Source organism: Pseudomonas fluorescens, assembly GCF_000730425.1.
GTDB classification, from domain to species: Bacteria; Pseudomonadota; Gammaproteobacteria; order Pseudomonadales; family Pseudomonadaceae; genus Aquipseudomonas; species Aquipseudomonas fluorescens_X.
This window is the reverse complement of sequence record NZ_CP008896.1, coordinates 2,171,120-2,194,904: the sequence shown is the minus strand read 5'-3', so window position 1 is coordinate 2,194,904 and position 23,785 is coordinate 2,171,120. Positions and strand designations below refer to the sequence as shown.

Sequence of the window (23,785 nt, the reverse complement as noted above, 5' to 3'; positions counted from 1 at the left end):
ATTGAAAAGTCATTTGCGCTGCAGTTGATCTCTATGCGTCAGAATTGGCCGGCACGTTTGAGCCGCCCATGTAGGGGCGGCTGACAGAGATAAAGCCTTACAAGTCATGTGTGCTTGTGCCCAAATCCCCGAGGCTGAAGAAACATGTTTTCTAGGTCATTTGGGCCAACATCGGAAGCGTCCTTCACCTGCAACGATCTCTTAAGCAGATAGATTCCGTCGATGAATTGCGGTGGTTGCCCAGGCACCATTACGACTGGCATTAAGAGATAAGCACCAGCCTTCTTGTAGTCGTCCAAAAACCTTGTGAGGTTGACGTCATCAGCAGGTTCCATGGTCAGGGAGCGCGACGCCAGCATCGCAACTTGTAGATCCCCTTGATCCCTCGGGATCTTTGAGGTGATGACCATTCCGTAATGCGTCGGATGCTCGATGGAAAACCGGCGAACAATGCCTATGTGGATTTCCTCCTCTTTGTCTACTTTCCCGAATCGCTCTCGCCACCGCTCAAATATTTTTACGGCCGCATCCCTATCCTTAAACATTATCGCAATGAAGGGCGGCGCCATGGGATTAACCACTCCATAAGCTATGCCCATCCAGCCAGCGCGATCCCAGAGGTGTACATCGATCACCGATCGGACTTTCACATTGCGGTGGTCTGTCAACGTCGGGAATTCCCTCTCATCAAGGATCTCGTCTTTGGCTTGCGTTTCTTCTTGGGCTGGCCGCGGCTCTCGTCTAACCTGCGGCCTTTCCAACTTGGCTTCGAACCTTTTCGGTGAACGCTTATCCCAGGAGTTCAGGCGCGACACGCCGTCGAAGATGCGCTGGCGGCTGATGCACAGTGAACCAATCATCGCGACGCGTTCCATTGCTGCGTCTGTCTTGAATAGCCGATCAGCGGCTTCTTTGAAGTTTTTCGCAGTGCAAGTCGCTGAAAAGATGATGGCGGCGACTTCCAGCAACATGGAGAGAAAGTCGCCATGCACCGACGGGGTCCCGGGAAATACGTCATTGGGCCAGCGAACCGTCGCTCTCATACGGTCCAAATCAGCCGTCACCTCGAAACGCGCGATGCTCGCATCGACAACTGTGACATCGAAACGCTCTGCGTGAGCGAAAGCGCCCAGTTCGAACGCGGTCGCGAAGAACGCCTCGACTGTTCCAGCAATGGCTTCGGCGACGGTTATACCTGTGTCGGTGGGCTCATGTATGACGTTTACCTGAACGCCAAGTACTGAGGTGGCAAACACCTGAGTATTCTGGCCGTTGAAAATTGATGGACGCCAATGTGCGTCGCCAGCGGGCTGCCCCGCCAACTGATTGAAAAAACTCTGCACGTCCTTGGGAGATTCGCTTTCGGGAATCCATCCTTCCTGCCTCAGAGCGTCCTCATATCCCAGCAGGTATAGCAGCGTGAACCTGCTGATGTTCAGGTCCAGCCCTTCCAAGATATCAGGCATCAATTCTAGTCGCGGTACCTCCTCCGAGGAGAGGTTCGTCAGTTGACAGGCTAGGACCATGTCGAAGTCCTTCAATTGCGCGGCGGCACGACTCTTCGACTTGTCGTCGAGTGGCAAAGCGTTCAGGCATCCGCGCGCGATCTGAACCATTCCCAGCAACTCAGGGAAGTGCTTAAGCTGGACCGCTTGCCATGCCGCATTCATCAGCGTCGGAAATAGAGTTGACGAGAGTTCGCCGTTTTCTTCACCTTCAATGAACAAGGTCGCGGCGGCCGAGGTGCAGCTCGCACGTGCCGCCCAGAGTAAACCAGCGCTTTGGTAAGCGACCGAAAGTTGAAGCAGGGCGTCAACCAGGTTTTCCGCATGCTCCTTTTTGGAAAGAAGCCGGGCGGCTTTGCCAAGAAGCCGGATCATCTCCATGTTTTCGTCGAAGTCGAGTTGCTTGGCGCGATTGAGCAATACCACCGCGCCTTGAACCTCCCCCGTACGTTTAGACACGAAGTCGGAGAGTTGGTCCACAAGGTTCCGGTAATCTCGGTCTTTGCCGGCGACCTGGCCGAACACCTCAATTAGCCTAACCAGGCGTTTAGCATCAAACTCCCCCAAGCCGTCAGCCTCGACGAGGATGTCTGCAAACTGTGGCCACAGCGAGGAAATTCGTTCTGGCTCGCCGGCAATCAGGGCTTCGTTGAGCTGGATGGTCAGCAGCGAAGTCTTTGCCTCCAGCGCATTGTTTGGCCGGCTGCTGTCGCTCGCTAGTTCAGCAAGCCTTGATGATAACCGGGCAATTCGGGGTTCCAGTCGGACTTGCTCCGACGTGAGGTGCTCATGAATGACGGTATTGAATAGTAACTGCGCCAAGTTGCACAGCATCTCAAGATTAGTCGCATGTTCGTTTCCGATGACAAGGGCTTCAAAGCCATCATAGCCGTCGACGATGGCCTTGATGTCGTCGAACCACCAGAACGCCGTCCAGAGCGACTCGTAGCGCGCGTTGAGCTGCTGCCGAAGCGTTCCTCCATCGTCCGCCAGGCGAACGGCCCGAACAAACCTGCCGTCGACGTCAGTTCGCGGCAGTTCCAGTTCTCGCGCCAGCTTTGCTGCCACAAGCGCTTCGGATGCGCGCTGCATCTTCATCCCGACAAACGTAGAAGGGTCCGCAAGTTCCTGCTCTATGTCGGCTAGTTGCTGCTTTCGCGAATAATCAGATGGGCCAAGATCAAGATCGCTCGTTTCTTCACCGATCTTCAGATAGTTAAACGCAAGATCGCGGCGATTCTTATCGATGACCTCATTGATGATCCAGGCACGGTCGTGGATGATCACTTGAACACCGTGCTTACGGGTGAGTTCATCTTCCACTCGGGCTCGATCCTTCGCACGCGCGGCTCTGGACGTCACAAAAAAGATCTTTTTGTAGTCGCGGTCTGTGGCCACGATTCCATCCACGTCCGACCTCGCTTTGTCGGCCCACGTTTTTTTCGCGCTGAAGGCGAAAGCCCATCGCTCGCTGCCGCTATTGGCCATACCGATAAAGGTGAGCTTGCTAATCTCATCGGAGACCGGAGAGGTCTCGGTGTCGGCCTTGCTGTCACCGCCACCCTCCGGGCCAGTTGCCGGCCTTAGGTTTGGACAAATCGTCCGTTCGCAAAGCTTGCGGCAGAACAGTTCAAAGTCATGCGTTTGGTTACGCTCGGTGATGGTGTCCAGGTGATGCGACAGGACCTCGGCTTTGAGCTGATGCTTGACGCTAGAGGTTGAGTCCGAATAGAGCTCAGGTCGGAACTGGCGCATGAACCGTGATGGCGAAACAACCTTTTCTTCAGCCTTCATCTGCATCCTGTGGCTCTCTGTTCGCGGGGGCATCGGCGGTCCTTGGCAATGGAAAGCGTGCTGTTGCGTCTAAAAAACACTAGCGATTTTTCCGAGATTGTATCCCATCGCGGCGGATCGGCTTGGGGTGTCCTCTGTACTGGCGTAACAACCAGGCGTGATGCTCACAATCGACGTAAATCTAAATTTACCTAGATTAGTTAGTTATAATTACAAGTGTTTTAATTCATTTCTGTCGCTTTGTTTGTTAGCGCCTCGCTGTGGCGCCGCATAAATATATTCAGATGCAATTGCGATAGAAAAACGACGGGGAAAACAGCAAGTTAGTGCCAAAGTTCAGCGGATTGACGTGTCAGCTCGTGTCGCGAATGATCAGCGTCACAGGCTTCGACAACGAGATATATGCGATGCAAATTCAAACTACTGAGCAGGTTTGCGAGATCTTTAAGATTTCACGTTCAACGCTTTATCGGCTATCGAAGAACGATCCCACCTTTCCACAGCCGTTGCATTTCGGTCGCGCAATTCGCTGGAACCTCGCAGACATTTGTGAGTTTTACGCGCAGCAACGACACGCCTCGCAAAAACGGGCATAAAAAAAGCCCGCACGAGGCGGGCCTTTCCTTAATTACGTTCAGCAGCTGATTTCTTGGCGGAAACCTGCGGAACGCAATCGGTGAACACAGTATGTATATGCCTTTGCAGATCTGCAAGCATCAATTCTGCGTGCGTGTTCACCGCCGATCAGGCGGTGGTCGATGGCGGCAATAGCTCATTGTTTTGGCACATCTTCACTTAGCGATACACCTCCATCCCGATTCTTTGAGCCCGGCGGTGTGTTCAATCGAGTGTTGACAGAGGCCCCGTATCTGGCTCGCTGTAGCGATAACAAAACCGCCGCGCGAGTTCGCCCCCGCGAGCACGCCATTCGCTATCCATACATGCAGATCAATCGTCCAGGGATGGTGTCTTGGCTGATCTTCGACCTCGATCACATTAATTCACTTGCCTGGGACGACGAAGGTCTGCCGCCGCCGAATCTGATCGTGCGGAACAGGAATAATGGACATTCACACCTTTTCTACGCCATTCCCCCGGTCTGCACGACTGAGAACGCCCGAGACAAGCCGATTCAGTACATGAAGGCGGTCTACACCGCCTTTGCCCTGCGCTTAAAGGCCGATACCGATTACAACAGCGGCCCCGTCGCCAAGACTCCAGGGCATCCGTGGTGGTCGACATCAGAGTTGCATAACCACGTCTACGAGCTAGGCGAACTGGCCGATTATGTGGAGCTGGAGGTTTCGCCTTGGAAGACGGGGCCACAGCTGGAAGACCTCCCGCACTCCAGACACTGCATCCTGTTTGAACAGCTTCGCTATTTCGCTTACAGCATCGTGAACCAGGAGCGCGAACGCGGGACGCTTGCCACGTTCACACGGCGACTGGAAGCCTTCGCTCACAACCATAACAAGTTCGCTAGGAATGGCTTTACCCAGGACTTAATGCTGTCCTCAGTAAGAGCGACGGTCAGATCCGTCGCACGTTGGACGTGGACGCGCTACGAGGGCAGTGCCAAGTGTTGCCGGGGGGCGATGGAACTCGACAAGTCATTACCACTAAACGAGCGTCAGAGCCTCGCAGCCAGGCGCACCCACGAATTGCGGCATAAGGCTACCGAATCGAAGATCCGAGCGGCGTGCAGAGGACTCCAGGAGCGCGGTGAACAGCTAACTCAAGCCTCGATAGCCACCTTTGCGGGTCTCGCTCGGCAGACGGTGGCCAACTATGGCCACGTCCTGGATGAAGTCTCGCGGCCGCAGATCATAGCCGTCCTGGGCGCGGCTAAATCCCCTTGCATGCAATCACAAATCGTCGCTGGCACCAGCGATCGAGTAAGCGAATGCAATCATTCCGCTGCCCCTACCAGCGCGACCTTGGATGTTAATTATGGTGCACATCAGGTAACCGCCCCTCTGCAGTTGGCTTTGAAAAGCAACTGGCGCGAAGTGGGGGTAGGGATTAGGGGAGCAACGGAACAGAAAGTGCACTGTAAGTCCCCCTGCCTGCCCCGCAAAAAGCTTGAAGAGCCCGTAACCTCAGCCTCATAGCATCCTCAGGTAAAGCGATGTCAAGCTTTATGTGGTAGTCTTGGCACAAATGAGGTGTTCCCATGACCGATAAATCGAAGTCCCAACCAACCGCAAAAGGCCAGCCCCTGTTTCAGGAAGCCGGCAGTGGTCGCTTTGTGACGCTCGCATTTTCTGGCGACCCCTCGCAGCACGAAGAGGTCAAGACTACTCATGCATTGCGAGTGAAGTCTTTCCTACGCCATCGAGGCTGGTCAAAGCTCAAGCATGTTGAAAAGTCGTCCTTGTCAGCGATGCAGAAGGAGATCAAGGAGCTGCAGCAACAGATGCAGGCCCTGGTACGCAGCCAGCAAGAAGCCGTGGTCGTTGACTTGGTGGATCTGGAAGGCCTCACCGTTATGAATTCGGCTGTCGCTCGTGAGATGCTCGACAATCCCCCTCCGCCAAACGCCAAACTCCAGGCCTTGCTCGCACTGCGCTAAGGCTTTAGGAAATGGAATTCAACACTGTCCCGTACGACAAGTCGATAGACCGCAAAGCTTTTGATTGCGGTCGTCACTTTGCCCTTAATACCTATATCGCCCAACAGGCTACCCAAGACGAAAAGCGCAACGTCTCCAGGACGTTCATGCTTGTTGAGGATGGCCAGCTGATAGGCTACTACACGCTGGCCAACGCCTCCGTCGTGGAGTCCGGCCTCAGCGAAGAGCAGATGAAAAAGATGCCCCGCTACCCGATGCCGGCAGTGCTGCTCAGCCGTTTGGCTGTGGACAAAGGTCAGCAAGGTAAAGGAGTCGGCAAGCGGCTAATGGTCGATTTCTTCCGACGGGTGTACGCGATCTCCAAGCATTCTGGCGTGGCTTTCATCCTGGTCGATGCCAAGGACGAAAAGGCAGCAAGCTACTATCGCGATCTGGACTTTGTAGAGACCAACACAAGCCCTCTACGCTTGGCACTCTCGACAGGCACCATCATCCAGGGCTTCAAAGCTCTTGAGGCTGCACAGCAGCCATCCTGACGGGGCAGCAGTTGGGCTTAAGTGCACTTTTCTGTTCCGTTACTCCCAAACTCCAACCTCGGGATAGGAGTGCTTATCGTCGGGGTATCTGCGCGGGGCGATATCTGGAAGGCCCGGAGAACTTGAGCTCTAGACGGGTTCGAGCTGCCTAACATGAATTTAACATCTAGCCCTGGATGCATTACGACTCAGCTAGAGGAATTCGACAGGGGAAATACCATGCGGCCTGTCAGGTTGAGGCGCTGCGTGAGCCGACTAGGCCAGCGACCCTGGCCTATGAGTTGAAGTCCGTGGCTGCGAGCTTTGAGCATGGCAAGGGCCATTATTCAGCGTGGAGCAGGATGAACAGAAATGATCAGTGGGCCTTTTGAACGCTTGTAAATCCTTGCATAATTAACTTGCGCCTTAGTCGTGTACCAAAGGGTGGTCACAGGGATCCGAAAGGATCGCACCCCGTTACTGCGAAAGCAGTTCGCCCAGCGCGACGCAAGAACGACCTGCCCCGTCGAACGCATGCATTCGACGGCTGAGAGTCCCTCCTAGAGAGGGATTCGCCGTTTCTGGCCCCCGATTTCCTGAATAGCCATAGCCTCAAGGCTTCAAGCTCTATGGACTCAAACGCTTAGCGTACGATTTTTTCGTATTCTCTATCGACCCATAGTAGTGCTTATCGTCGGGGTATCTGCGCGCCTGCGAGACGGGATGCCCAATCTTTGATCAAGCGCCAGAGGCGCTTGAGAGGCCCCGTAAGGGAAGGAAATGGATTGAAGGGCCGTGTGCGAAATTGCGCTCCAGTTGACCACCCGGTGCAATCGACCCGACCAGTCACTTGCATTCGTTCTGATCAGTGATTGCATCGGGTTTGACCGATAAGCGTTGTAACAATAATTGGCAGAGAACGGCCTACAGTCTGCAATTTGCCTCGTTGCTGTCGGTGACTGTTGGCGCGCTATGTCGTGGGCTTGATTAATTGGCGCGCCAGTTTGGCGATTTCGCGCGCGTCAAGTTTGGACAGGTGATCAATAAGCGCGATTTTTTTTCCGATCCCGTTCAAGGAGGTGCCCATAACAATGCCAGCCATGTTTTCAGCATCTATCCAAAAACGATCATGAAATTCGTCGGTAACAACATCCTTGATCGAAACATTTGGCGCAACTGCCTTCAGGGCAGAATGCATAGTCGAACTCTTATTAGCCGTTCTACCGTTCGTAAAGAATGTCACGGAGCTAAGCTGGTCGGAAAGTGCGGACATCATTTTTTCGAAAAGGGCAACGCAATCAGGATCATCCGAATAAAAATAGGGATCAATAATGAAAAGATCCTTTACTCCTTTCAGTTTTTCAACGAATTGAAGAACGACGTCCGCGATTTCATTCACATGGATACCCCCATGCATTACAGCATCGCAAGCCAGCGAAAAATTAAATAACGAAGAAAATCCGTTTTCAACAATATATTCTCGAAAATAATCGCGAGCGTTGATCGCATCGAATCTCGTTACGAGAAAATGCGAGAACTCTGGATGTTTGTGGACCTCTTTGAGAAAGTCCACGAAATCGAATCCTTCCTTGTAGCTTTTAACATAAACGATGCCGGAGTCCACAGTCCCTTCCTTTTTTTATTGGCTTCGAAGTTTCAGTTTCTTAACAAGCCTTGGTGCGGAGAACGCACGAACGCTCGATCGTTTCGTCGTTCGCGATGCTACTCCGATCGGGGCTTCGCCGACCCACGTCCGAAATGTTCGCTTAACGGCTCTTCGCAGTGCCTAAGCACCTCCCCGGTCTCGGGATCTAAGACGCGCTCGTAGTAAGTATCAGCATCTCGATCGATATCTCGCACCTTTTCAACAAACTTTTCCCGGGAAACGCTCCATTGGCTTCCCGTCTGAAGGTGTCGTCGGATTTTCCGCTTGCCCGTCACGTTCACATTTTTGGATTGAACGTCTAAAAAGTCTGTCACCGTCAGGTTAGCCTCGTCGACGAACACTAGGTGGATATGCTTCGCAAAGCTCCCGCAGCGACTACACGGAGCTTTTTTCTCGCCGACGCGGATTGGCATGCACGGCTCACCGCAATCTCCACATGTCCAGGTCTCGCCTTGACTCACGGCAAATCTCTCCTTGGAAGCCCCGCCCTGCCTTGCCGGGCGATGTCGTAATAGTTGGAAATGTACAGCATTTACTCTTCTTCCCGTAGATCGTAAGGGCGCATCAGGTCCAGGCTATCGACAGTGATTTGAGTATCATCAGGTGGATTGGATAGAGGGGGTATAGCCAGCTACCGACTTTCCGTAGCGGGCGCACACGGACCTGCAGGAGTAACAGGCCGAACGGCGGTGCAATAGCAGCAACTCCAATCACAATCTGATCGCTGAGCAGCTGATCAGATAGCAGCAGTATTTGTAGGCCGCCGTTTGCTAACACGGCTAAGAGTGCTGCTATTGACCAGCTCGCGATCCTGGACTCAAGCCCCTGCGCCTTGAGCGCAAACATTAAGGCAACAGGCAGTAGCCCCCCTGTCACACCATATCCAAGCACCGGTCTGTAAGCTATCGACAGCGCAAATGCGAGTAACCCGCCTGCAATTAGCCTTGGCGATCTATGATGTGCAGCTTGGGCTATACACAAGCCGAGTGCGAGAGTGAAAAAAATGTTTAAATTTCCATTGTCGAAAAATCTCGAATAAGGCCATTGACTCAGCATTGCGAACAGAAATATCCCACCCAGGTATTTCCACTCGCTCGGATATCCGACCGGCTGCCGGACAACATTTACCGCAATCGCCAGGCAGAATAAAGGGTATGCAAACCGACCGATAATTCGCATCCAGTACAGATTTTCGTGGACTTCATTTGGTAGCACGAACCAGGCGTGATCGATGATCATCGTAAATAGTGCGATCCACTTAATTAGATCAAGTGAGTTGTCTCTTTCGAAATTTTTCATTGTTGGCCTGCAAGGCTATTTGCTAGTGTTGATTATATATGAGTTCTACGCTTGTGATATATATTTATCATGAGTGCTCGTGAGTGAAGTGCTTGTATATGTAGTTGTGCTGGGGGATAATTGTCTTCAAGAAGTGCTTTGTAGTTAATGACTGTGCACCGAGCTTCCCCCGAACAGCGGTAGGGGAGGTTAGGCAATAATTAAAAATGTCCTGTCGGATGGCCGCTGTTACTCATATGTGTCCCAGTTGTTTCTGGCACCCTTCGAATGTTCTCGTTTCAATCATTCGATTAACAGAGTTACGGAGCTCCGACATGAAAGATGTGATTGTTATCCTCAACGATTTACAAGACATTGCAGACTCGATTGCACCGTTGTACCAAAAGTACGATCGTCAATTGCAACCGCAGCCTGCCTACATTGCCATTGACATCTGCAGCGGCGAGATTAAGGCGGATGTCAATGGCGAGGTCGGTAACGGAGTCCCGTTCAGCGTCTGGCATGGCCTGGTGCGCCGCTATAGAGTTCCCAGCGATGTGCGTGGCTCGGCCATCGCAGCATTTCTACGCAGTGCCGAGTTCCAAGTACTGGCCACCCGTATTGTGGGCGGCGCCGAAGATGTTTGGGACGACAATAACAGGGTCGGCAAGCTGAGTGATGACGCCAAAGTTGCTGAAGAAGAGCTGGAAGCCCTGATCCGGGTCGAGTTAGATGGGGACGACGAATATACTCATGCCCAGATCTGGGATGCTGATAGCTTGGGCCAATGCAGCTTGACCGATTACTGGTCAGCCGACAAAACCTTGGATGAGGCCACCATAGAGCTTGAGGAGGGCGCTAAGCACGAGGGCGCTCTATTAGACGTGGATGTCCGTGACTTTCTGTTGGACAACGCGCTCCGCACTTTCCATAGCCGGTCAGCTTGTTCGTTGACCGAAATCCATATTCTCGCTCTGTTGAGCCAAGGTCGGATTGACCAGGACGAAGCCGCTGAGTGGCGCGGTGAGTACCGCGACTACGAGCCTCCACAGCCCTAAAGTTAGACTAATCCAGTCGGGCAGCAACTCGGCTGGAGTTTTAAGTAGTACGGTGTAGATATAAGCTGCGCACTGAACTTCCTCGGATCAGCGACAGGGGAGGGGAGGCAATAAAAAGAAACGCCCAGTCGGGTCTTCGCTGTGACACCAGTTGATCTGCCGCTCCCGCGGCTTCGCATGCCATTGCGTGCAAACCCAATCAACCCGTCGCAGTAAAGGACTCGACAATGAAAAAGATCATCTCCGCATCGCTCATCATCAGCATCCTCTCCCTGGCCGGCTGCGCCAACCTCGCCCCGACTGACAAAGACGGCTCGCGCAACCAGACCTTGACCTGGGGGAGTATCGGCACCATCGCCGGCGCCGCTGCAGGCGCACTGATCAATAAAGGCAACCACGGCAAGGGCGCACTTATCGGTGCCGGTATCGGCGGTCTGGCCGGCGCGGGTTACGGCGTCTATGCGGATCGCCAGGAAGCCGAATTGCGCAAGGCAACTGCCGGCACTGGCATCGACGTACAGCGCCAAGGCGATGACATCAAGCTGGTGATGCCTGGTGCGATCACGTTCGCTAATGGCTCGACCGAACTGTCTCCTGCTGCCCAATTTAACCTGGACAAGCTGTCTGGTTCCTTCAAGCAGTACGGAGAAAACAACATTGAGGTGACTGGCCACACCGATAGCATTGGTAGCAACTCCAACAACATTGAGCTGAGCCAGAAGCGCGCTATCAGCGTCGGCAAACACCTAATCGCCCAAGGCATCGATAAAACTCGCATCCAGATCTACGGTGCTGGCCCGTCCCAGCCGATCGCAAACAACGGCACGGAGGAGGGCAGGGCACAAAACCGCCGGGTCGAGATCCGCCTGAAGGCACCGATCCAGCCCGTGGCCATGGATAAGGCTCAGTAATGAGCCTGCGCCTGGCTTCACCGCCAAGCCTGGATGTCGCCCTGCTCCTGATGCAGGGCGAGCACCTGGAAGCGGTCGCACTGATGGTTGAGTCCGGTGCTGTTGACCTGATGGAGCTTGAGGAACTGAAGATCAAAATTGGCGTATATGCCGAGATTGGTTCCAGCACGAGGATCCGGCTTGCTCCAGGTACACGCGAAAAACTACATCACGGCTCTATTGAGGTTAAACAGATCATCCAGGCCTGGCGCGAAGCGCAGCAGGACCTGGTGCGGGAGATAAACGATGAACGCACTTAGTATTTTCTGGCCCGGATTCACGACCGCTCGCCGGATCGCTCGCATTCCAGTGCGCTTTCTGGTTGCCGGCCTGGAGGCCTGTGTCGACTTTGGTCGTTATGTTTCGATCTCTGATTTCCGCTGGCTCGCTGCTCTCGTGATGTTTGCTCTGGTGTTCGGTTGCGGCGCTGCAGCGATGACCTGGGCGTTTGCGATCGCCGGCCTGACGTACGCCGCTCACACCGGTCTAACGATATCTGGATCTGCTGTCCTCGGCCTGCTGTACGTGACTGCAGCCGCTTACTTGGCCTTGCTCACTCCTCAGCTGATCGAGCTATGAGCCCGCTGATACACAAATCATGCGATCCGGTTGAAAATTGCGAAGTAAAGAGGACTGAAATCATGAAAATCAAAATCGCCATACTAGTGCTGACTCTGGTCGCCCTGGTTGGGTGTGGCGAACAGAAGTTGAATCAGGTCATGCCGAAAGCTGCGACTACTGACGCAGTTTACAGTGCGAAAGCCTCTCAATATCTGGAGGATGCACTCGGCACACCCAAGGCAAAAAAAATCGTACTGACCTTCTGGAATGAGAAAAGCAATCCAGACACCGGCTATTTATCCCTGGTCGTCGATGGCGTCGAAAAAGTCCGTCCCATTGACAACTACGGTGGCGTCAATCGCCGAACAGCAAGCACTGATGGATTTAAGTTTGTCTTTGAGAATGGCACTTGGCGGGCATATGTAGCTGAGAAGGATATCGAGACCCATGGTGAGCATCCCCAGGAGTTCTATAACGAGATGACCGGAATACTTCGCCGGTACTGATCAAGCTTCGCAAAAAAACCCCTCAATGAGGGGTTTTTTTGTGGGTGGGATATTAATAGTCAAGCCATAGTTTATAGCTATTGGTTTGAGAGTTGTGGGCGCTAAATTCTTCCTCGTGTTTGATTATTATATGCTGACAGAATTGCAAAAATATTTACCTGATTAGAAATATGCAATTGGAAGGTTTTGGTGCCGGCTATTAAGATTTAGCATTAGAAATTCGAAAGGAAAGAGTATGAGCATTACAACGGATAAACTTAACCGCGCTTTGGCTGCTCTCCGTGAGATTCAAGTCAAGGCGTGCGAATTACCTGAAATCTGTGAGCACGACGCTCACGTAATAGCAGCACTGGCTGGGACTGTAGAAATAATCTTAGATGAGGAGATTAGAAATGCTGCTTAAAGAGGCCTCAGTAAAGATTCCACGGGCGATTGGGATTGGTTTTATTATTTACTTTGGCCTTGTTGTTCCAGGGCGTGAAGCGACACCAATGCCTCACCCAAATACATTCGCTGCCATACAGGTTCCGCCGGTTCCAGTTCCACCAGTTTATACCAGTGAGACTGATCATGAGTAAGCTCAAAACAGTCGCAGGTTATTTGACCGGCTACAGCCAGACGAAGAATGCTGCACGCGAGCTGAAATATTCAGTAAGCTTGCCGATCTACTTTATTAAAGGGGGTTACCGCTGGTTCAAGGCTATTCGTGACCAGGCGAAAGGTGATCGTGAGCTGGCGGAAACTGATGATCGCCTGCTCTGGGATAAAATGTGCACAGATTGCATGATTACTAATGATTCATTACGACGTGCCTATAAGTCACTTTTATTCGTGAACGCGATTCTTATTCTCGGCATAGCTGGGGTGCTCGGTAATCTGGTTGCAAATTGGGACCGGGGTAGTCTGATGATTTTTGCAAATTTGGCCTTTCTGAACATGGTGTGCATGATGCTTTTCCAAAATGCATATCGTGTGAACATGGCCTATTCGCAAAGCGCTCCATCAGTAATTAAATTTCTGAGGGATGTTATCCGTAATCCGAGTTTGCTCGTCGGTAAAACGTTGCCGGCTGATTACCAAGTTCGGGTGAGGGCTAAGTGATGACCAGTTTTTCACAGTTGGTATTGTCCTGGATGTTTGGGCGTTGGATATTTCACCCGTCAGAAGTTACTGATTTCATTGCCCAAGACGTAACGCCACTGACAATCTTTGCGTCCGCGTTCGCAACACTTGGCCTTGCGATGTTCGGCGCTCTAGCGGCCTGGGCCATGTTTCTCGGTATTTTTCGACTCAAAAACAATGGTAACTTTTTCGGTGCAAGAGATGGAAACGAGGCATTTTTCTACCCGCTGCGGGTGATCGTCGCCTTGTCTTTAATTGCACCAGTTATTCCGGTCTCTAGTGCTGGCGGAATTCCGATCAGTTTGACGCCTGGGCACGCACTTGTCGCAGGTATCTCCAAGTCTGCGGCAGAATTTGGCGACACTATGCAGCACAATGCTTTTGAGCTGATGCATCGCCATAACCTGTTTAGCGATCCGAAATTTCGAGTTGAAGTTGACGCGAAAGTCGCTTTGGACATGTTAAACAGCTGGAAAATCTCAGCGGTTCAACTCGCCGGTCTGAAGATTTTTCGAGATCCTAACGATCAGATGATCTCACTTTCGAGTCGCGACCTTGCAGAAGAGGCTCTGAAAATCAGATGGAACCAGGTTTACGGCAGTAAATATCCCGCTGCAGGCTCGACTGAAACGGCTGCTGCAGATGTGTATATCGCAAACGCTGGCCGATCATTGCAGATACCGTTAATCCCGCCGAGTGACGAATTGGCCCGAGCTGCCAGCATGGGTGTCCAGGGACTGATCGAACCCGACGCTGTTACTGGCACGGTCGAAAGGGAGATGGAAACCGAGGGGTGGTTTTGCCAAGCCGGCTGGTTGTCTTCAATGACTTGCAGCGATGAGTACGCACAGGTCAAGAAAAACAATGCTGCCTCTATCGAGGCCGGTATAGCCTCGGCTCAGCGTCAAATCTGGATCGGTCTGGTTGAGCATGCCGTCCAGCAGGCAATTTCGGCCCGAGACGGGACTGTGGGGGCAGGGGACGCGAAGAAGTTTTTTGAAGACAGCATCACATGGGCTAGTCAGTCCGCTGACTGGTACAAAAAAGTGGTTGAGCAAACCATCGCCACCACAATTGCTACCGACCAGGCTGCTCGCAGTGAAGCGTATTTTAATGAAGTAAAGAATTGGGGTTGGATGCTTGGTGGCACTTTTGTGCTGCGCGCAGCGAGTGACTTCTCACGTGCCGCGAGCTACTCGGAAGGAGCTACAGCTCAGATGATGCCAAAGTCGGCACTGTCTACGCTGACGGCAGGTGACGACTTATCAAAGCTGGTCGAGAACGAAGCCCTGGCTCAAATTCAACCTGGTAATACTGGTACTGAAAAGTCGCTGCTGGCTAGAGTTTTTTCGCTCGACATCCTCAAGTCCACGACCGGGCCCTCGAATCAGAATATCCACAACATCGCGGCCTGGGGACGCTCGCTCGTTGGCACTGGCATTGGCTTTTTTGCGGGTGGGACGATAGCCCAATATATTCCAGGTTTGAGCTCAATCACCGATGGGACGCTGCCAAAAGCAATCGGCGGAGTAATGATTATCTCCGGGGGGTTGCTCGGTTACGTGATGCCTCTGCTTTTCGCGATCTATGGACTGATGGGGGCAATTAGCTGGCTCGTCGCAGTTGCGACGACGTTTTTCGGAGTGACGCTCTGGTCGGCTGGTATGGCCGCACCGAAAGGCGAAGAGCACACCTCCCAGCTGTCGGCGAAAGGGTATAACGCCTTCATCTTCATCTTCCTCTATCCTGCTTTGGCCGTGGGTGGTCTGGCAGCAGCGATCGTGATCAGCGCAGTCGGTCTGGCGATGGTCCAGGCGATGGCCATGGGACTTTGGGGCATGTTTGATCCAGGCGTGGCTGAAGTCGGGCGCCCATTGGAAAGTCTAGGCGGGATCCTGATTGGTGGCTTGCTGATGGTCATAGTCATCATCTTGCTGTCATGGAACGTGGTCGTCACCAGTGCTCAACTAATCACAAGTTTCCCCCGCAGTGTCCTCAACATGATTAGCCTTTCTGAGCCAGGCCTGAACCCGTACGAGAACAGCATGCAAGGAATCATGGGTGGGCTGTCGATGAGTACCCGCCAGATTCTGACGGGCTCTATCAGTCGAATGATCAATCCACCAGGAAGACAGCCGCCTCCTCAAGGTGGCGGCGAATGATGAAGTTATTATTGCTGTAGTTTGATTTGGTTCTACCTATAACTTACCGTTGTGGCCGCCAGTAAGCCCTTTCTTCGCCTATTTCACCATGAATTACGCCAAAGCGCCGAGCTAGCTCGGCCTTTGTGTCGTCGGCAAAATGGTAGTAGTGATTACTCATCATAGCGACGAAGCTTCCGAAAGAAGGATGTTCCTTCCAATATTCACCATGAATGGCGTATTCAAGTGAACGGTCGAACTGCCCCTTCATTGCTGCAAGAGCTCCTTCAACACGATCTTCGATAGTTTTTCCACTATATGCAGCGGAGTAACCATCGCTCTTCAATTGTTCTCGCTCTCTTTGCAAGTCTGGTTTGTAACCGAGTGCAGTGACTGCCGCTTCGTACTGATCATGATGTTCTTGATGGAGGGATACATCTTCGTGAAGGTCTGGAGCGAACGTAAAGCCGCAGTAGGCGCAGCTTCCTATGCTGTCGCATATTTTGACATGAGACATAATCGTAGCCCCACGCAACTGTACGAGTTCGTGATAACTCCGCAGCTTGAAAAAATCCTTTGCAGCCTCATTCAGTCTTTGATTGTAAGTCAGGTGAGGTAGCATGGCCTTGATTGCTTGGCCATCTTTTTTGCGGTGGCAATGTCTGCCAAAGAAATAGAAATGCTCATCGGTGAATCTCCTTCCAGTAAGGATTTCCAGGACCCGATCAGAGAAATCAGCTGGTTGAGATGCACAAGCATTTCAGGAGTGGAGTTCGGGTAGTTGCACTAGGCTATGCCAATTCGGGTCGGCAAGCACCTACCGGGTGCTCCAGCGTAAGATCACCTAGCTTGTAGTCATTGTCAACCTTGTGAAACTCTAAGGTCGTTACCATGATCCCACCTCACTTATCTGATCTCGTAGTAGATCACATAGTTAACACCGTGCCCGTTTTGCAGATCGGCCGTGATCGAATGGTCTACTACCCGGGCTCTGCTTTCGCCGGCTTGGCCTGCAACGCCTACCCGCAATCCTGGAGAGCCAAGGCATCGAAAGAACCCAGTGGTTCACTTTGGTTCGCGATCCACCTTGATGCGATCGGAATTTACTGGGAAGTTGACTATGTTGCATGGGCGAAAGGCTGCGCTTTCGTCTCTACCCCCGAGCATCGATTCTATTGGGCGCACGGCAAACCCGGGCTGGCTGAGAGGGTGTTGCGCCCCTTGTATCTGGACTGGATGCTTCAAGGTGCTCTTGCGGCTGAGTACGGGCCTGATTATTTACCAGGGTTAGCCGGAGACCCAGTGCTCCTGGACGAGTACAGCGAGTACCAGGAGCAAATGGTCCAGCTACTGAGCAGATTCGCAGTCGAGGCGCGATAGGTTGAGCAAGCATTGACGACAACCGCGAATATCCTTAGATTGAATCCAGTAGCCGAGGGAAACGAGGGCGAAAGCCTCCACCCGCGGACATATGAAACTGCTTTACGAAGAAACCACCTCACGGTGGTTTTTTCGTTTCTGGCGCCGAATTTGCCAGCAATCCTTCAAAGCCTCCCCCTGGTGCGCAGGGACATGTCCCGCCCCGGCGCTCACCGTATTCCCTTCTGGGCTTGGCCCGCGCAGCGGGCATAAAGATCCCGGCCGAGGCCGGGATCCTTTAAGGCGCGAGCCGACAAGACTACCAGTCCAGGACCTGGACCTTGCCAGGCACGCCCGTGGGCGCCGCGCGAGGCTTTGCCGCCGGCACGGGTGCTGAAGTTTCCGGCGGCATGAGCGGCTCGGGTGCTGCCGGAGCGGCCGGCACAGAGCGAGAAGCTGCCGGCTTCGCCGGGGACGCGGCATCTTTCAGCTCCCGAGTCTCAGTTTTTGAGCCTGTGGCCGTTTTGCCTTGCGCAATCAGCAGTAGCTCGCGGTTGATTTTGTCCAAGTAGTTCATGCCTTCCTGGATCTTTGCGTTTTCAGTTTGATAATGCTCATCCAGTTTCGGACTGGTTCCATTCGCAACCCAGCTGTCGCGATCGAGTTCGATGAAGACCTCGAATGCAGCTGGATCAATGCCCTGAAGGGGCTTGATTGGTGCTGGATAGCGCTGAAGCAGATAATCCACGTCAGGATCTGTTTCTCTATTGGCCAGTAGCGGCCCGAAGCGTTCCAGTAAGGCATCACGCTTAGAACTGATCCGAGATTGCAATGCCGTCAGGCGTTGTTGTAGGCCCACCACCTGGATGGCCGCAATGCGCTTTTCCTCGGCCACTCGTGCAGCCTTTGCCTTCTCGGCAGCAGCAATACGAGCAGACTCTTCCCGAACCCCTTGGGTGAAGTACCCCGCGCCGGCGGCAACTGCGACGCAGAGCGCCGCGACACCGATCGCTTTCATTAACCGGCCAGACTTGAGTTGTAGCGGCTCGCCGACGATAACCGAACCGACCTGGAGCAGGTCGCCATGCTGGGCGAGGAGATGTGCGGAAGAGTTTTTCATGCTGCTACCTCCTCAGCGGGCTGTTCAATTTGCTGCTCGGTCGGGAATGTGAACATCGGATTGAGACGGATCTGGGCGCGGCGGACGGTGCCGCAACGATTCACCGCAGCCAGGGCCGTGAATTTTTTCATCGTCAGCGACCGGATCTCCTCCGGCGACACGAGCGGGATCTCGCCAATTTTTACGCTGCCAGCCGGCCGCTCCCGACGAATTGCGGCAGGCAGCTGCTGCCATGCCTGTTCAGCACCCAGTTTCTTCGCCAATTCAGAGACAGTGCTGATAGCTTGGCCGACATGACTATACGAGCGGCCAACTTTGATCATCTCGTCGGATGTCTGCGCTTTGGCAGCCAAGGTTCCAGTGGAGTAACCGCCAGCATTGGCGCCGTAAAGGTTTGCCGTGGCCACCGGATCAGTTGTGTTCGCAGCGACCTCAGAAAACACCACGCGAGGCGCAGTCCCCAGGCGCTGGGAAACGTAGTCGAGGGTCATCTCAGAGCCGACTTGCATGCTCACCACAGAACGGTATTGATCCAGGAGCATGATCGTGGCCTGCTCGTCCTGCAGTGCAACCTGCAGACCATCGAGGCCCTGAGTTGAGTACAACGCGCACAGACCGAGCGAGCGGGCTTTAGGCAGGATCGCCAGCTCTTCATGCGAAACCAGATCCTGTGCCTCGTCGACTACCAGGAGCACAGGCTCCTGACCTTCGGTTTTCCAGTTGTCGCCACGGCGCTTGATCGCGCTATAGAAGCGACGCTTGGCCAGCGCCGAAACGGCAACGCCACTCTGGGTATCAGGTAGAGCCAGCCCAATCATTGCGCCGTAGAGGCAGTCCTCGATCTCGACACCTTCAACACAGTCAGCCCACGCACCAAGCTCTTGATCATTGATTAGAGTACCGAGCCAGGTTTCCAAATTGAGTTCGATGGACGAACGGGTTTCGGTAGCTTTCTGCAGGTGGCGCACCATGAACGAGTTATAAGCACGATGCAGGTGTCCAGGGAGAAGATGCATGCAATCGCCTTCGATCAGTTCTTTTGCGCGATCACGGCTACTTGGCTCGAATGCGAGTTTGTAGATTGAGCTGAGATTCCATGGCCACTCGACCGGCTCCAAGGCATTCATGAGGGCAAGAACTTTCGCCGTGCTGCGCAGTAGCTCACGGGCGAATTGCTCCCACTCGCTGCCCGAAACGTCGCCCGCATTACCTTTATCGGAACTGAATAGCTGGAAAAGAGTATCGGCGACTTCATCCGGCTGGAGATTTTGGATGGCGTTGAAGTTCGACGATTCGGGACTGATAACCTGGTAACCGGGCAGGCCGGCGAGCTCTTTCGGAAGTTGACCCTTGCCGTCCAGTACCAGCAGGCCGCCTGCTCTCGCCTCTTGCCATTGCCAGACCACTGGCCGAATCACCGCTGCCGTTTTACCGGTTCCGGTTTGGCCCAGTACAAGCATGTGCGTCGAAAGGTCCCCCACAGACAGGCCGAAAGGCATGCCCGCTTGGGCGGGGCTATACGGATCACGTCGTTCAGCAAATAGATCAGTTGCAGTGCCCAGGTTGATGAACGAAGACTTTTCGCTCATTGCTCGTTCGATCTGTTCATTCAATGCGCGATCGAAGTCCGCGAATTTGCTCTTACCTTCCTGCTCAATGAGTTTGGGATAGGCAGAGACCGCCAGGGCCTCGCGGGCCGCCGCAGCTCGGGTCTTAGCGATTGAGGACAGATCGAAGATCGCCAGGAGCGACCAAGCTGCAGCGCCGCCGGCGGCGACCGGCGCGATGAACCAGCTCAGGGAATCTGAAGCGACGAATAGACCTGCCAGCAGAATGGCGATTCCGGCGACAGCCATTGGCATCGACTCATCAACCAGGGCTTTGCGCAAGTAGGACACCGATAGGTCATCGGGCACGATCTGGCCATCAACAGGATTGCCGTCGCGATCGTACGTCCATGATCGATACGAGCCTACCAGATCGGCAGGAGTCCGAGGCGGAGTTACGCGCAGCAACACGCGAGAGCCGAACTTTTTCACATCCTGGATTTCATCCTCAGTCAGCAGCGGGCCGGCAGGGACTATCAGGCGCCAAGCCGCAGGCGTCAGACCGAGTGAGCAACGGAAAACGTACCCCCCCGCCACAGCGATGCAGAGACCGGCAGTGATCGACCCCCATTGCCAGGCGAGGCTGGAACCGTTGCGACCCAAGAGGTAGGCCGTTGCGGATACCAGGAAGAACGCACCGACGCTCAGCGCGAAATTCCGGGCGCGTAGGCGCTTCTGGAGTCGAGCGCCCGCATGGAATGCAGCGCGGCCATAGAAGGCGCGGCGCGTAAGAGACGCACGATCCGATGGGAGGGCCTCTATCACATCATCGTGGAGGATCTGATTGGCCGGCCAACCGCGAGTATCCGCGCTCAGTTGTGGGCCAAGCGCTATGCGAATGGCCTGGGTACGGCGCTCTCGCCAGGCGCGTTTTGCTGCTTCAGGATCTGTGACCCAAAGAAGCAGATTTTCCATGTAATTACGGAATTGCGTTACCATACAATTTCTTCCTTTCGTGGGTTTTTCCTGCCGCGAAACCGGCTCACCTGAGTTGCCGCTCAGGTGAGCCACCCTTTCACTGCGCTTGCTTAGTTGCGTTCGCCGCCGCAGCAATTTGAGCGCTCTCGATTACCAGCGCCCGCGACGCATCAGCAATTTTTGCTCGGGTGTCCGCATTGCGGACCCGTTGCTCAAAATGACGCAATTGCGGCATCCGGCCAGTTGTTTCTGTCTGAATCAGGTCCGATTTCATCGCGTCTAGAAAACTGTTCAGGCTCGGATAAAGCTTGAGGCTGCTGACGTCAGGTGGAGTGCCAGTTGCCAAGGCCAGACGAAGAGCGCGATTCTCAGTTTCGAGTAGTGCGATTCTGAAATCAGCGGCGATTAGCCCAACGTGCATTGCCGCTTGTCCAGACTGCTTCAGGTCATACACACCGAGCATGTCTTGGTCACGAGACTGAAACTGAGGCTCGCTCAATCCAGGCAGGCAATCTTCAAGAGGGCAAGCGCCCACCTGGCCAGTAAAAACTGCGACCAGTGCCGATGCTGCAATGAGGGTTCTGTTATCCATCACATTGATCTCCCGGCGTATTCGCTCTGTTTTTCCTGGTTGACCTGCTGATCAGTCAGCTTTTTTTGCTCCTCCTGGACCACCTCCTGGGCATCTTTGCGCTGCTCAGCGTGGGATGCTGGAGCGTCGTCCCGCTGCTGATGTTGCTTATGCAACTCCTCCATGCGAGGATCCTTGGCCAGTGTGTCCAGCTCATGAAGGTCGCGCCCCTCAAGGCGCTTGAACTCTTCGCGCTCCTCGCGTCGGGCACGGATAAACGCCTCCGCGTCACTGCCAAGCAAGCTCACCTTCTTTTTTCGGGCACGAAAATCCCCGTCATCGCTATGGTTGCTCATGCGATTTTCTCCGTCAGTAGTGGTTGCGCGTTAGCGCTATTGGTGGTGGTTTTGGGTAGATTGTTTGAGGTACAGCTCAGCCGCCGGCACAAGTGTGGTCAGAGATACAACGACACCGATAACCAGGCCGGCGCATAGGTCGAGCAATCGGGCCTTGCCGGCGCGATTGCTCGCGGCGGCAAAGTCGGCCGAGATCAAGCGAAGTGCGTTGTCCTTGTCCTGCTCGAAGTACTTCATTCGTTGGACCAGCACGGCGTTCTTTTCTCTCTCTGCTTCGAATTTGCCTTTCAGCTGATTCCGCTCGGCAAACAGATTTGCCGAGCTCTCACCTACATTGGCCATGGCAAGGTTGATCTTCATGCTCAACTCATCGATCGCGATCTGAGCCGCTTCGTCTTGCACATGGCGTTTGGCGTCAACGATCGAGTCAGCCAGTACCTGCGCGATCGACTCACGCAAGGCCGCCCTGAACTGCATGTCATCTGCCGACCGCAGCAGGCGGTCAGGCAAGGCCCCCAGTTGTTCGCTCAACAGGGAGGCGCTGGCAAGATGGCCAGCAACACCGTCCAGCCTATCGATGAGTTTCACAGACTCTTCCAGGATGCCTGGATAATCGCGATTGCCGCGCAGGAGAACGTGGAGTCGCGTCACTTCATCAACGAGCTCATCAATCGAGCGGATTGCGCCGCCGATGTCACTCATGGCGGCCACCCAACGAATAGAGCAGGTATGGCGCGATCAGCTGCTGTGAGGTAAACGATTTGCCGACCCCGCCCTTGGTCGAAACGACCATCATGCGCAGACGATCGCGTTGACCGAGGATCTGATCGAGGCGCTTGAACACCACATTGATCATTTCACGCACGGTTTTTGAGCCGGTCACGGCACGCATCAGGCGGGTATTAAGCTTGGCGCGGTCGAGGTCACCAGCCTGCTCGGCCTCGATGATGATGCTGCGCAGGCGATCAGCGATCGCTTCGCGCTCTTCGGAGATCTCCCACTGAGTCAGGCCGATGCGCCGACTACGGCCATAGCGTTCGATTCGAGGCATGACAAGGAGCTCGGTGCCGGTCTGCTCAGCCAAATCGAACACTTCGGCAAACGCTTCGCGCAGCGCGAGATCCGTGGTGTCCTGGGTGCGACTGGTGATGTCGTTGAGCAGGATGGCAATCGGGGTTTGCTTATCGAATTCGCGGATCAGCTTGATGGTTTTGAAGGCGTTATCAACATCCTGGCCTTCGTCGCGTACGGGAATCAGAGTCAGGTCGAAGTGCCGCAGTAACATCTGCTCACCGATGGCCGTGATGGTCTTGCTCGCTGTCTCATTGCCACCGATGTCCAAAACGAAGCTGTCCAGCCCGCTGCCGTAGATCAGGTGTTCAATCGACGCGCCAGGGTCACTACCAACTGGGAGTTGCAGCGGGCGGATTCGCGATGCAGTGAGCCACGACGAATCGAGGTTAAGGTCGTCCATTTCCACCAGGTGAGCAACTGCTGCTGCTTTTGCCATTTTCTCTTCCTTCTTGCTCATGGGTTTTCCCGTTGATTTCTAGAGAAACTTTCGAGGGTTGCCGCCCGCTCTAAGTCAATATTTCCTGCAGTTGAACCGCTTTCTTCCTTAATGCTTGTTGTTTCTGCTGGTCGCTTATCGAAGGCTTCAGGGGTGTTTGTGCGGATGACTTCAGGGTGTAACTCACGCCCAAAATCAGGATCAGCTCCGGTCGTTCGTACGTTCGCCAGAAACTCTCGGTACTCGCGAGCCAGGAATTTCTGGATGAACTTGCGCAAGCTGTTGTAGCTAACAACGATTCCTGCCCTTTCCAGCATTTCCTGCTGTTGCGTGATCGGTGTTCCTAAGCGCGTTGCCTCGCGGAGGATTTCGATCCTCGGCAGCAAAGCTTTGGTGACGCTTCCCCTTACGTTCTTCTGGCCACTGCCAGATTCAGCGGCGGCCTTCATACGCTCCAGCTCGGCTTTCAATGCCGCCGTTTTGCGATCGGCCTCTTCCTGCTGCATCCGCATCCACTCCAGCTGGTCCTGCTCATCACGGGCGCGTTCGGCGTCTGTGCGTCGGTCAAACATGGCATTCACCTATGGTCGCTGCGTTTGTTTAAAACTGCTTGCTAACTCTACCAAAGGTTCGGCTTCTAGTTGGCGGTTTATTGCAAACAAGCTGCAAAGGTTGA

25 protein-coding genes are annotated in these 23,785 nt (G+C 54.0%); 14 read left to right on the top strand and 11 right to left on the bottom strand.

What is annotated here, in order from left to right; translation table 11 throughout:
- Positions 1-104: 104 nt before the first annotated feature.
- Positions 105-3,299 (bottom strand): tetratricopeptide repeat protein, encoded by a 3,195-nt coding sequence (locus HZ99_RS09535; protein WP_235205584.1) that lies wholly within the window; start codon positions 3,297-3,299, stop codon positions 105-107.
- A gap of 368 nt (positions 3,300-3,667) precedes the next feature.
- On the opposite strand from HZ99_RS09535, the gene HZ99_RS29540 reads away from it, so the two are divergent.
- The 4 genes from HZ99_RS29540 to HZ99_RS09520 all read left to right on the top strand — a co-directional run bounded on the left by HZ99_RS29540 (position 3,668) and on the right by HZ99_RS09520 (position 6,407).
- On the top strand, positions 3,668-3,895 hold the full coding sequence (locus HZ99_RS29540; RefSeq protein ID WP_080727697.1) for a helix-turn-helix transcriptional regulator: 228 nt from the start codon (positions 3,668-3,670) through the stop codon (positions 3,893-3,895).
- Between the two features lie 162 nt (positions 3,896-4,057).
- On the top strand, positions 4,058-5,410 hold the full coding sequence (locus HZ99_RS09530; RefSeq protein WP_080727696.1) for a replication initiation protein: 1,353 nt from the start codon (positions 4,058-4,060) through the stop codon (positions 5,408-5,410).
- A 62-nt stretch (positions 5,411-5,472) separates the two neighbouring features.
- Entirely contained in the window at positions 5,473-5,871 is a 399-nt protein-coding gene (locus HZ99_RS09525) for a hypothetical protein (protein ID WP_038442601.1), read from the top strand.
- Between the two features lie 11 nt (positions 5,872-5,882).
- Positions 5,883-6,407, top strand: coding sequence for a GNAT family N-acetyltransferase (locus tag HZ99_RS09520; protein ID WP_038442600.1), 525 nt, complete (start codon positions 5,883-5,885; stop codon positions 6,405-6,407).
- 949 nt (positions 6,408-7,356) lie between these two features.
- On the opposite strand, the gene HZ99_RS09515 is transcribed toward HZ99_RS09520, so the two are convergent.
- Both HZ99_RS09515 and HZ99_RS09505 read right to left on the bottom strand, forming a co-directional pair.
- Positions 7,357-8,010, bottom strand: a complete 654-nt coding sequence (locus HZ99_RS09515) for a hypothetical protein (RefSeq protein WP_038442598.1) — start codon at positions 8,008-8,010, stop codon at positions 7,357-7,359.
- 606 nt (positions 8,011-8,616) lie between these two features.
- Positions 8,617-9,351 (bottom strand): TraX family protein, encoded by a 735-nt coding sequence (locus HZ99_RS09505; protein ID WP_038442596.1) that lies wholly within the window; start codon positions 9,349-9,351, stop codon positions 8,617-8,619.
- A 314-nt stretch (positions 9,352-9,665) separates the two neighbouring features.
- Between HZ99_RS09505 and HZ99_RS09500 the strand changes: the two genes are divergently transcribed.
- The 9 genes from HZ99_RS09500 (at position 9,666) to HZ99_RS09470 (ending at position 15,689) form a co-directional block, all read left to right on the top strand.
- Positions 9,666-10,388 (top strand): hypothetical protein, encoded by a 723-nt coding sequence (locus tag HZ99_RS09500; RefSeq protein WP_038442595.1) that lies wholly within the window; start codon positions 9,666-9,668, stop codon positions 10,386-10,388.
- 227 nt (positions 10,389-10,615) lie between these two features.
- A complete protein-coding gene (locus HZ99_RS09495) occupies positions 10,616-11,299 on the top strand; it encodes an OmpA family protein (protein ID WP_038442593.1) in 684 nt (227 codons plus the stop codon).
- Positions 11,299-11,598 carry a hypothetical protein gene (locus HZ99_RS09490; RefSeq protein ID WP_038442591.1) on the top strand — a complete coding sequence of 100 codons (300 nt, stop codon included), beginning with the start codon at positions 11,299-11,301 and terminating at the stop codon, positions 11,596-11,598. The genes HZ99_RS09495 and HZ99_RS09490 overlap by 1 nt, the downstream gene beginning before the upstream one ends.
- A complete protein-coding gene (locus tag HZ99_RS09485; protein WP_038442590.1) occupies positions 11,585-11,917 on the top strand; it encodes a hypothetical protein in 333 nt (110 codons plus the stop codon). Before HZ99_RS09490 ends, HZ99_RS09485 begins: the two co-directional genes overlap by 14 nt.
- Before the next feature lie 62 nt (positions 11,918-11,979).
- A complete protein-coding gene (locus HZ99_RS09480) occupies positions 11,980-12,405 on the top strand; it encodes a hypothetical protein (RefSeq protein ID WP_038442588.1) in 426 nt (141 codons plus the stop codon).
- A gap of 235 nt (positions 12,406-12,640) precedes the next feature.
- Positions 12,641-12,808 carry a hypothetical protein gene (locus HZ99_RS28895; protein WP_156996949.1) on the top strand — a complete coding sequence of 56 codons (168 nt, stop codon included), beginning with the start codon at positions 12,641-12,643 and terminating at the stop codon, positions 12,806-12,808.
- On the top strand, positions 12,798-12,983 hold the full coding sequence (locus HZ99_RS28480; protein WP_144243168.1) for a hypothetical protein: 186 nt from the start codon (positions 12,798-12,800) through the stop codon (positions 12,981-12,983). Before HZ99_RS28895 ends, HZ99_RS28480 begins: the two co-directional genes overlap by 11 nt.
- On the top strand, positions 12,976-13,506 hold the full coding sequence (locus tag HZ99_RS09475) for a hypothetical protein (RefSeq protein WP_038448034.1): 531 nt from the start codon (positions 12,976-12,978) through the stop codon (positions 13,504-13,506). The genes HZ99_RS28480 and HZ99_RS09475 overlap by 8 nt, the downstream gene beginning before the upstream one ends.
- Entirely contained in the window at positions 13,506-15,689 is a 2,184-nt protein-coding gene (locus HZ99_RS09470; RefSeq protein ID WP_038442586.1) for a hypothetical protein, read from the top strand. The genes HZ99_RS09475 and HZ99_RS09470 overlap by 1 nt, the downstream gene beginning before the upstream one ends.
- 43 nt (positions 15,690-15,732) lie before the next feature.
- Here the strand turns inward: HZ99_RS09470 and HZ99_RS28475 are convergent, their stop codons facing one another.
- On the bottom strand, positions 15,733-16,290 hold the full coding sequence (locus HZ99_RS28475; RefSeq protein ID WP_144243167.1) for a hypothetical protein: 558 nt from the start codon (positions 16,288-16,290) through the stop codon (positions 15,733-15,735).
- A 269-nt stretch (positions 16,291-16,559) separates the two neighbouring features.
- Here HZ99_RS28475 and HZ99_RS09455 point away from each other — a divergent pair, with 269 nt between their 5' ends.
- On the top strand, positions 16,560-17,048 hold the full coding sequence (locus tag HZ99_RS09455; protein ID WP_235205583.1) for a hypothetical protein: 489 nt from the start codon (positions 16,560-16,562) through the stop codon (positions 17,046-17,048).
- Positions 17,049-17,346: 298 nt separating this feature from the next.
- Here HZ99_RS09455 and HZ99_RS09450 read toward each other — a convergent pair whose 3' ends face one another.
- The 7 genes from HZ99_RS09450 to HZ99_RS09420 all read right to left on the bottom strand — a co-directional run bounded on the left by HZ99_RS09450 (position 17,347) and on the right by HZ99_RS09420 (position 23,681).
- Entirely contained in the window at positions 17,347-18,147 is an 801-nt protein-coding gene (locus tag HZ99_RS09450; RefSeq protein ID WP_038442582.1) for a hypothetical protein, read from the bottom strand.
- A complete protein-coding gene (locus HZ99_RS29000; RefSeq protein ID WP_177329266.1) occupies positions 18,144-20,693 on the bottom strand; it encodes a type IV secretory system conjugative DNA transfer family protein in 2,550 nt (849 codons plus the stop codon). The genes HZ99_RS09450 and HZ99_RS29000 overlap by 4 nt, the downstream gene beginning before the upstream one ends.
- A gap of 76 nt (positions 20,694-20,769) precedes the next feature.
- Positions 20,770-21,264, bottom strand: coding sequence for a hypothetical protein (locus HZ99_RS09440; RefSeq protein WP_038442581.1), 495 nt, complete (start codon positions 21,262-21,264; stop codon positions 20,770-20,772).
- Positions 21,264-21,599, bottom strand: coding sequence for a hypothetical protein (locus HZ99_RS09435; RefSeq protein ID WP_038442579.1), 336 nt, complete (start codon positions 21,597-21,599; stop codon positions 21,264-21,266). The genes HZ99_RS09440 and HZ99_RS09435 overlap by 1 nt, the downstream gene beginning before the upstream one ends.
- A 36-nt stretch (positions 21,600-21,635) precedes the next feature.
- Positions 21,636-22,301, bottom strand: a complete 666-nt coding sequence (locus HZ99_RS09430; protein WP_038442577.1) for a hypothetical protein — start codon at positions 22,299-22,301, stop codon at positions 21,636-21,638.
- Positions 22,294-23,130 carry a hypothetical protein gene (locus tag HZ99_RS09425; RefSeq protein ID WP_038442576.1) on the bottom strand — a complete coding sequence of 279 codons (837 nt, stop codon included), beginning with the start codon at positions 23,128-23,130 and terminating at the stop codon, positions 22,294-22,296. Before HZ99_RS09425 ends, HZ99_RS09430 begins: the two co-directional genes overlap by 8 nt.
- The gene (locus HZ99_RS09420; protein WP_038442575.1) at positions 23,127-23,681 is read right to left on the bottom strand and encodes a hypothetical protein; all 555 of its coding nucleotides are present in this window, start codon (positions 23,679-23,681) and stop codon (positions 23,127-23,129) included. The genes HZ99_RS09425 and HZ99_RS09420 overlap by 4 nt, the downstream gene beginning before the upstream one ends.
- Positions 23,682-23,785: the final 104 nt, after the last annotated feature.

Excerpts from the sequence above, each read along its gene's own strand:
- HZ99_RS09535 (WP_235205584.1), bottom strand. The coding sequence starts at position 3,299 with ATGAAGGCTGAAGAAAAGGTTGTTTCGCCATCACGGTTCATGCGCCAG.
- HZ99_RS29540 (WP_080727697.1), top strand. The coding sequence starts at position 3,668 with ATGATCAGCGTCACAGGCTTCGACAACGAGATATATGCGATGCAAATT.
- HZ99_RS09530 (WP_080727696.1), top strand. The coding sequence starts at position 4,058 with ATGGCGGCAATAGCTCATTGTTTTGGCACATCTTCACTTAGCGATACA.
- HZ99_RS09525 (WP_038442601.1), top strand. The coding sequence starts at position 5,473 with ATGACCGATAAATCGAAGTCCCAACCAACCGCAAAAGGCCAGCCCCTG.
- HZ99_RS09520 (WP_038442600.1), top strand. The coding sequence starts at position 5,883 with ATGGAATTCAACACTGTCCCGTACGACAAGTCGATAGACCGCAAAGCT.
- HZ99_RS09505 (WP_038442596.1), bottom strand. The coding sequence starts at position 9,351 with ATGAAAAATTTCGAAAGAGACAACTCACTTGATCTAATTAAGTGGATC.
- HZ99_RS09500 (WP_038442595.1), top strand. The coding sequence starts at position 9,666 with ATGAAAGATGTGATTGTTATCCTCAACGATTTACAAGACATTGCAGAC.
- HZ99_RS09495 (WP_038442593.1), top strand. The coding sequence starts at position 10,616 with ATGAAAAAGATCATCTCCGCATCGCTCATCATCAGCATCCTCTCCCTG.
- HZ99_RS09490 (WP_038442591.1), top strand. The coding sequence starts at position 11,299 with ATGAGCCTGCGCCTGGCTTCACCGCCAAGCCTGGATGTCGCCCTGCTC.
- HZ99_RS09485 (WP_038442590.1), top strand. The coding sequence starts at position 11,585 with ATGAACGCACTTAGTATTTTCTGGCCCGGATTCACGACCGCTCGCCGG.
- HZ99_RS09480 (WP_038442588.1), top strand. The coding sequence starts at position 11,980 with ATGAAAATCAAAATCGCCATACTAGTGCTGACTCTGGTCGCCCTGGTT.
- HZ99_RS28895 (WP_156996949.1), top strand. The coding sequence starts at position 12,641 with ATGAGCATTACAACGGATAAACTTAACCGCGCTTTGGCTGCTCTCCGT.
- HZ99_RS28480 (WP_144243168.1), top strand. The coding sequence starts at position 12,798 with ATGCTGCTTAAAGAGGCCTCAGTAAAGATTCCACGGGCGATTGGGATT.
- HZ99_RS09475 (WP_038448034.1), top strand. The coding sequence starts at position 12,976 with ATGAGTAAGCTCAAAACAGTCGCAGGTTATTTGACCGGCTACAGCCAG.
- HZ99_RS09470 (WP_038442586.1), top strand. The coding sequence starts at position 13,506 with ATGACCAGTTTTTCACAGTTGGTATTGTCCTGGATGTTTGGGCGTTGG.
- HZ99_RS28475 (WP_144243167.1), bottom strand. The coding sequence starts at position 16,290 with ATGCTACCTCACCTGACTTACAATCAAAGACTGAATGAGGCTGCAAAG.
- HZ99_RS09455 (WP_235205583.1), top strand. The coding sequence starts at position 16,560 with ATGATCCCACCTCACTTATCTGATCTCGTAGTAGATCACATAGTTAAC.
- HZ99_RS09450 (WP_038442582.1), bottom strand. The coding sequence starts at position 18,147 with ATGAAAAACTCTTCCGCACATCTCCTCGCCCAGCATGGCGACCTGCTC.
- HZ99_RS29000 (WP_177329266.1), bottom strand. The coding sequence starts at position 20,693 with ATGGTAACGCAATTCCGTAATTACATGGAAAATCTGCTTCTTTGGGTC.
- HZ99_RS09440 (WP_038442581.1), bottom strand. The coding sequence starts at position 21,264 with ATGGATAACAGAACCCTCATTGCAGCATCGGCACTGGTCGCAGTTTTT.
- HZ99_RS09435 (WP_038442579.1), bottom strand. The coding sequence starts at position 21,599 with ATGAGCAACCATAGCGATGACGGGGATTTTCGTGCCCGAAAAAAGAAG.
- HZ99_RS09430 (WP_038442577.1), bottom strand. The coding sequence starts at position 22,301 with ATGAGTGACATCGGCGGCGCAATCCGCTCGATTGATGAGCTCGTTGAT.
- HZ99_RS09425 (WP_038442576.1), bottom strand. The coding sequence starts at position 23,130 with ATGAGCAAGAAGGAAGAGAAAATGGCAAAAGCAGCAGCAGTTGCTCAC.
- HZ99_RS09420 (WP_038442575.1), bottom strand. The coding sequence starts at position 23,681 with ATGTTTGACCGACGCACAGACGCCGAACGCGCCCGTGATGAGCAGGAC.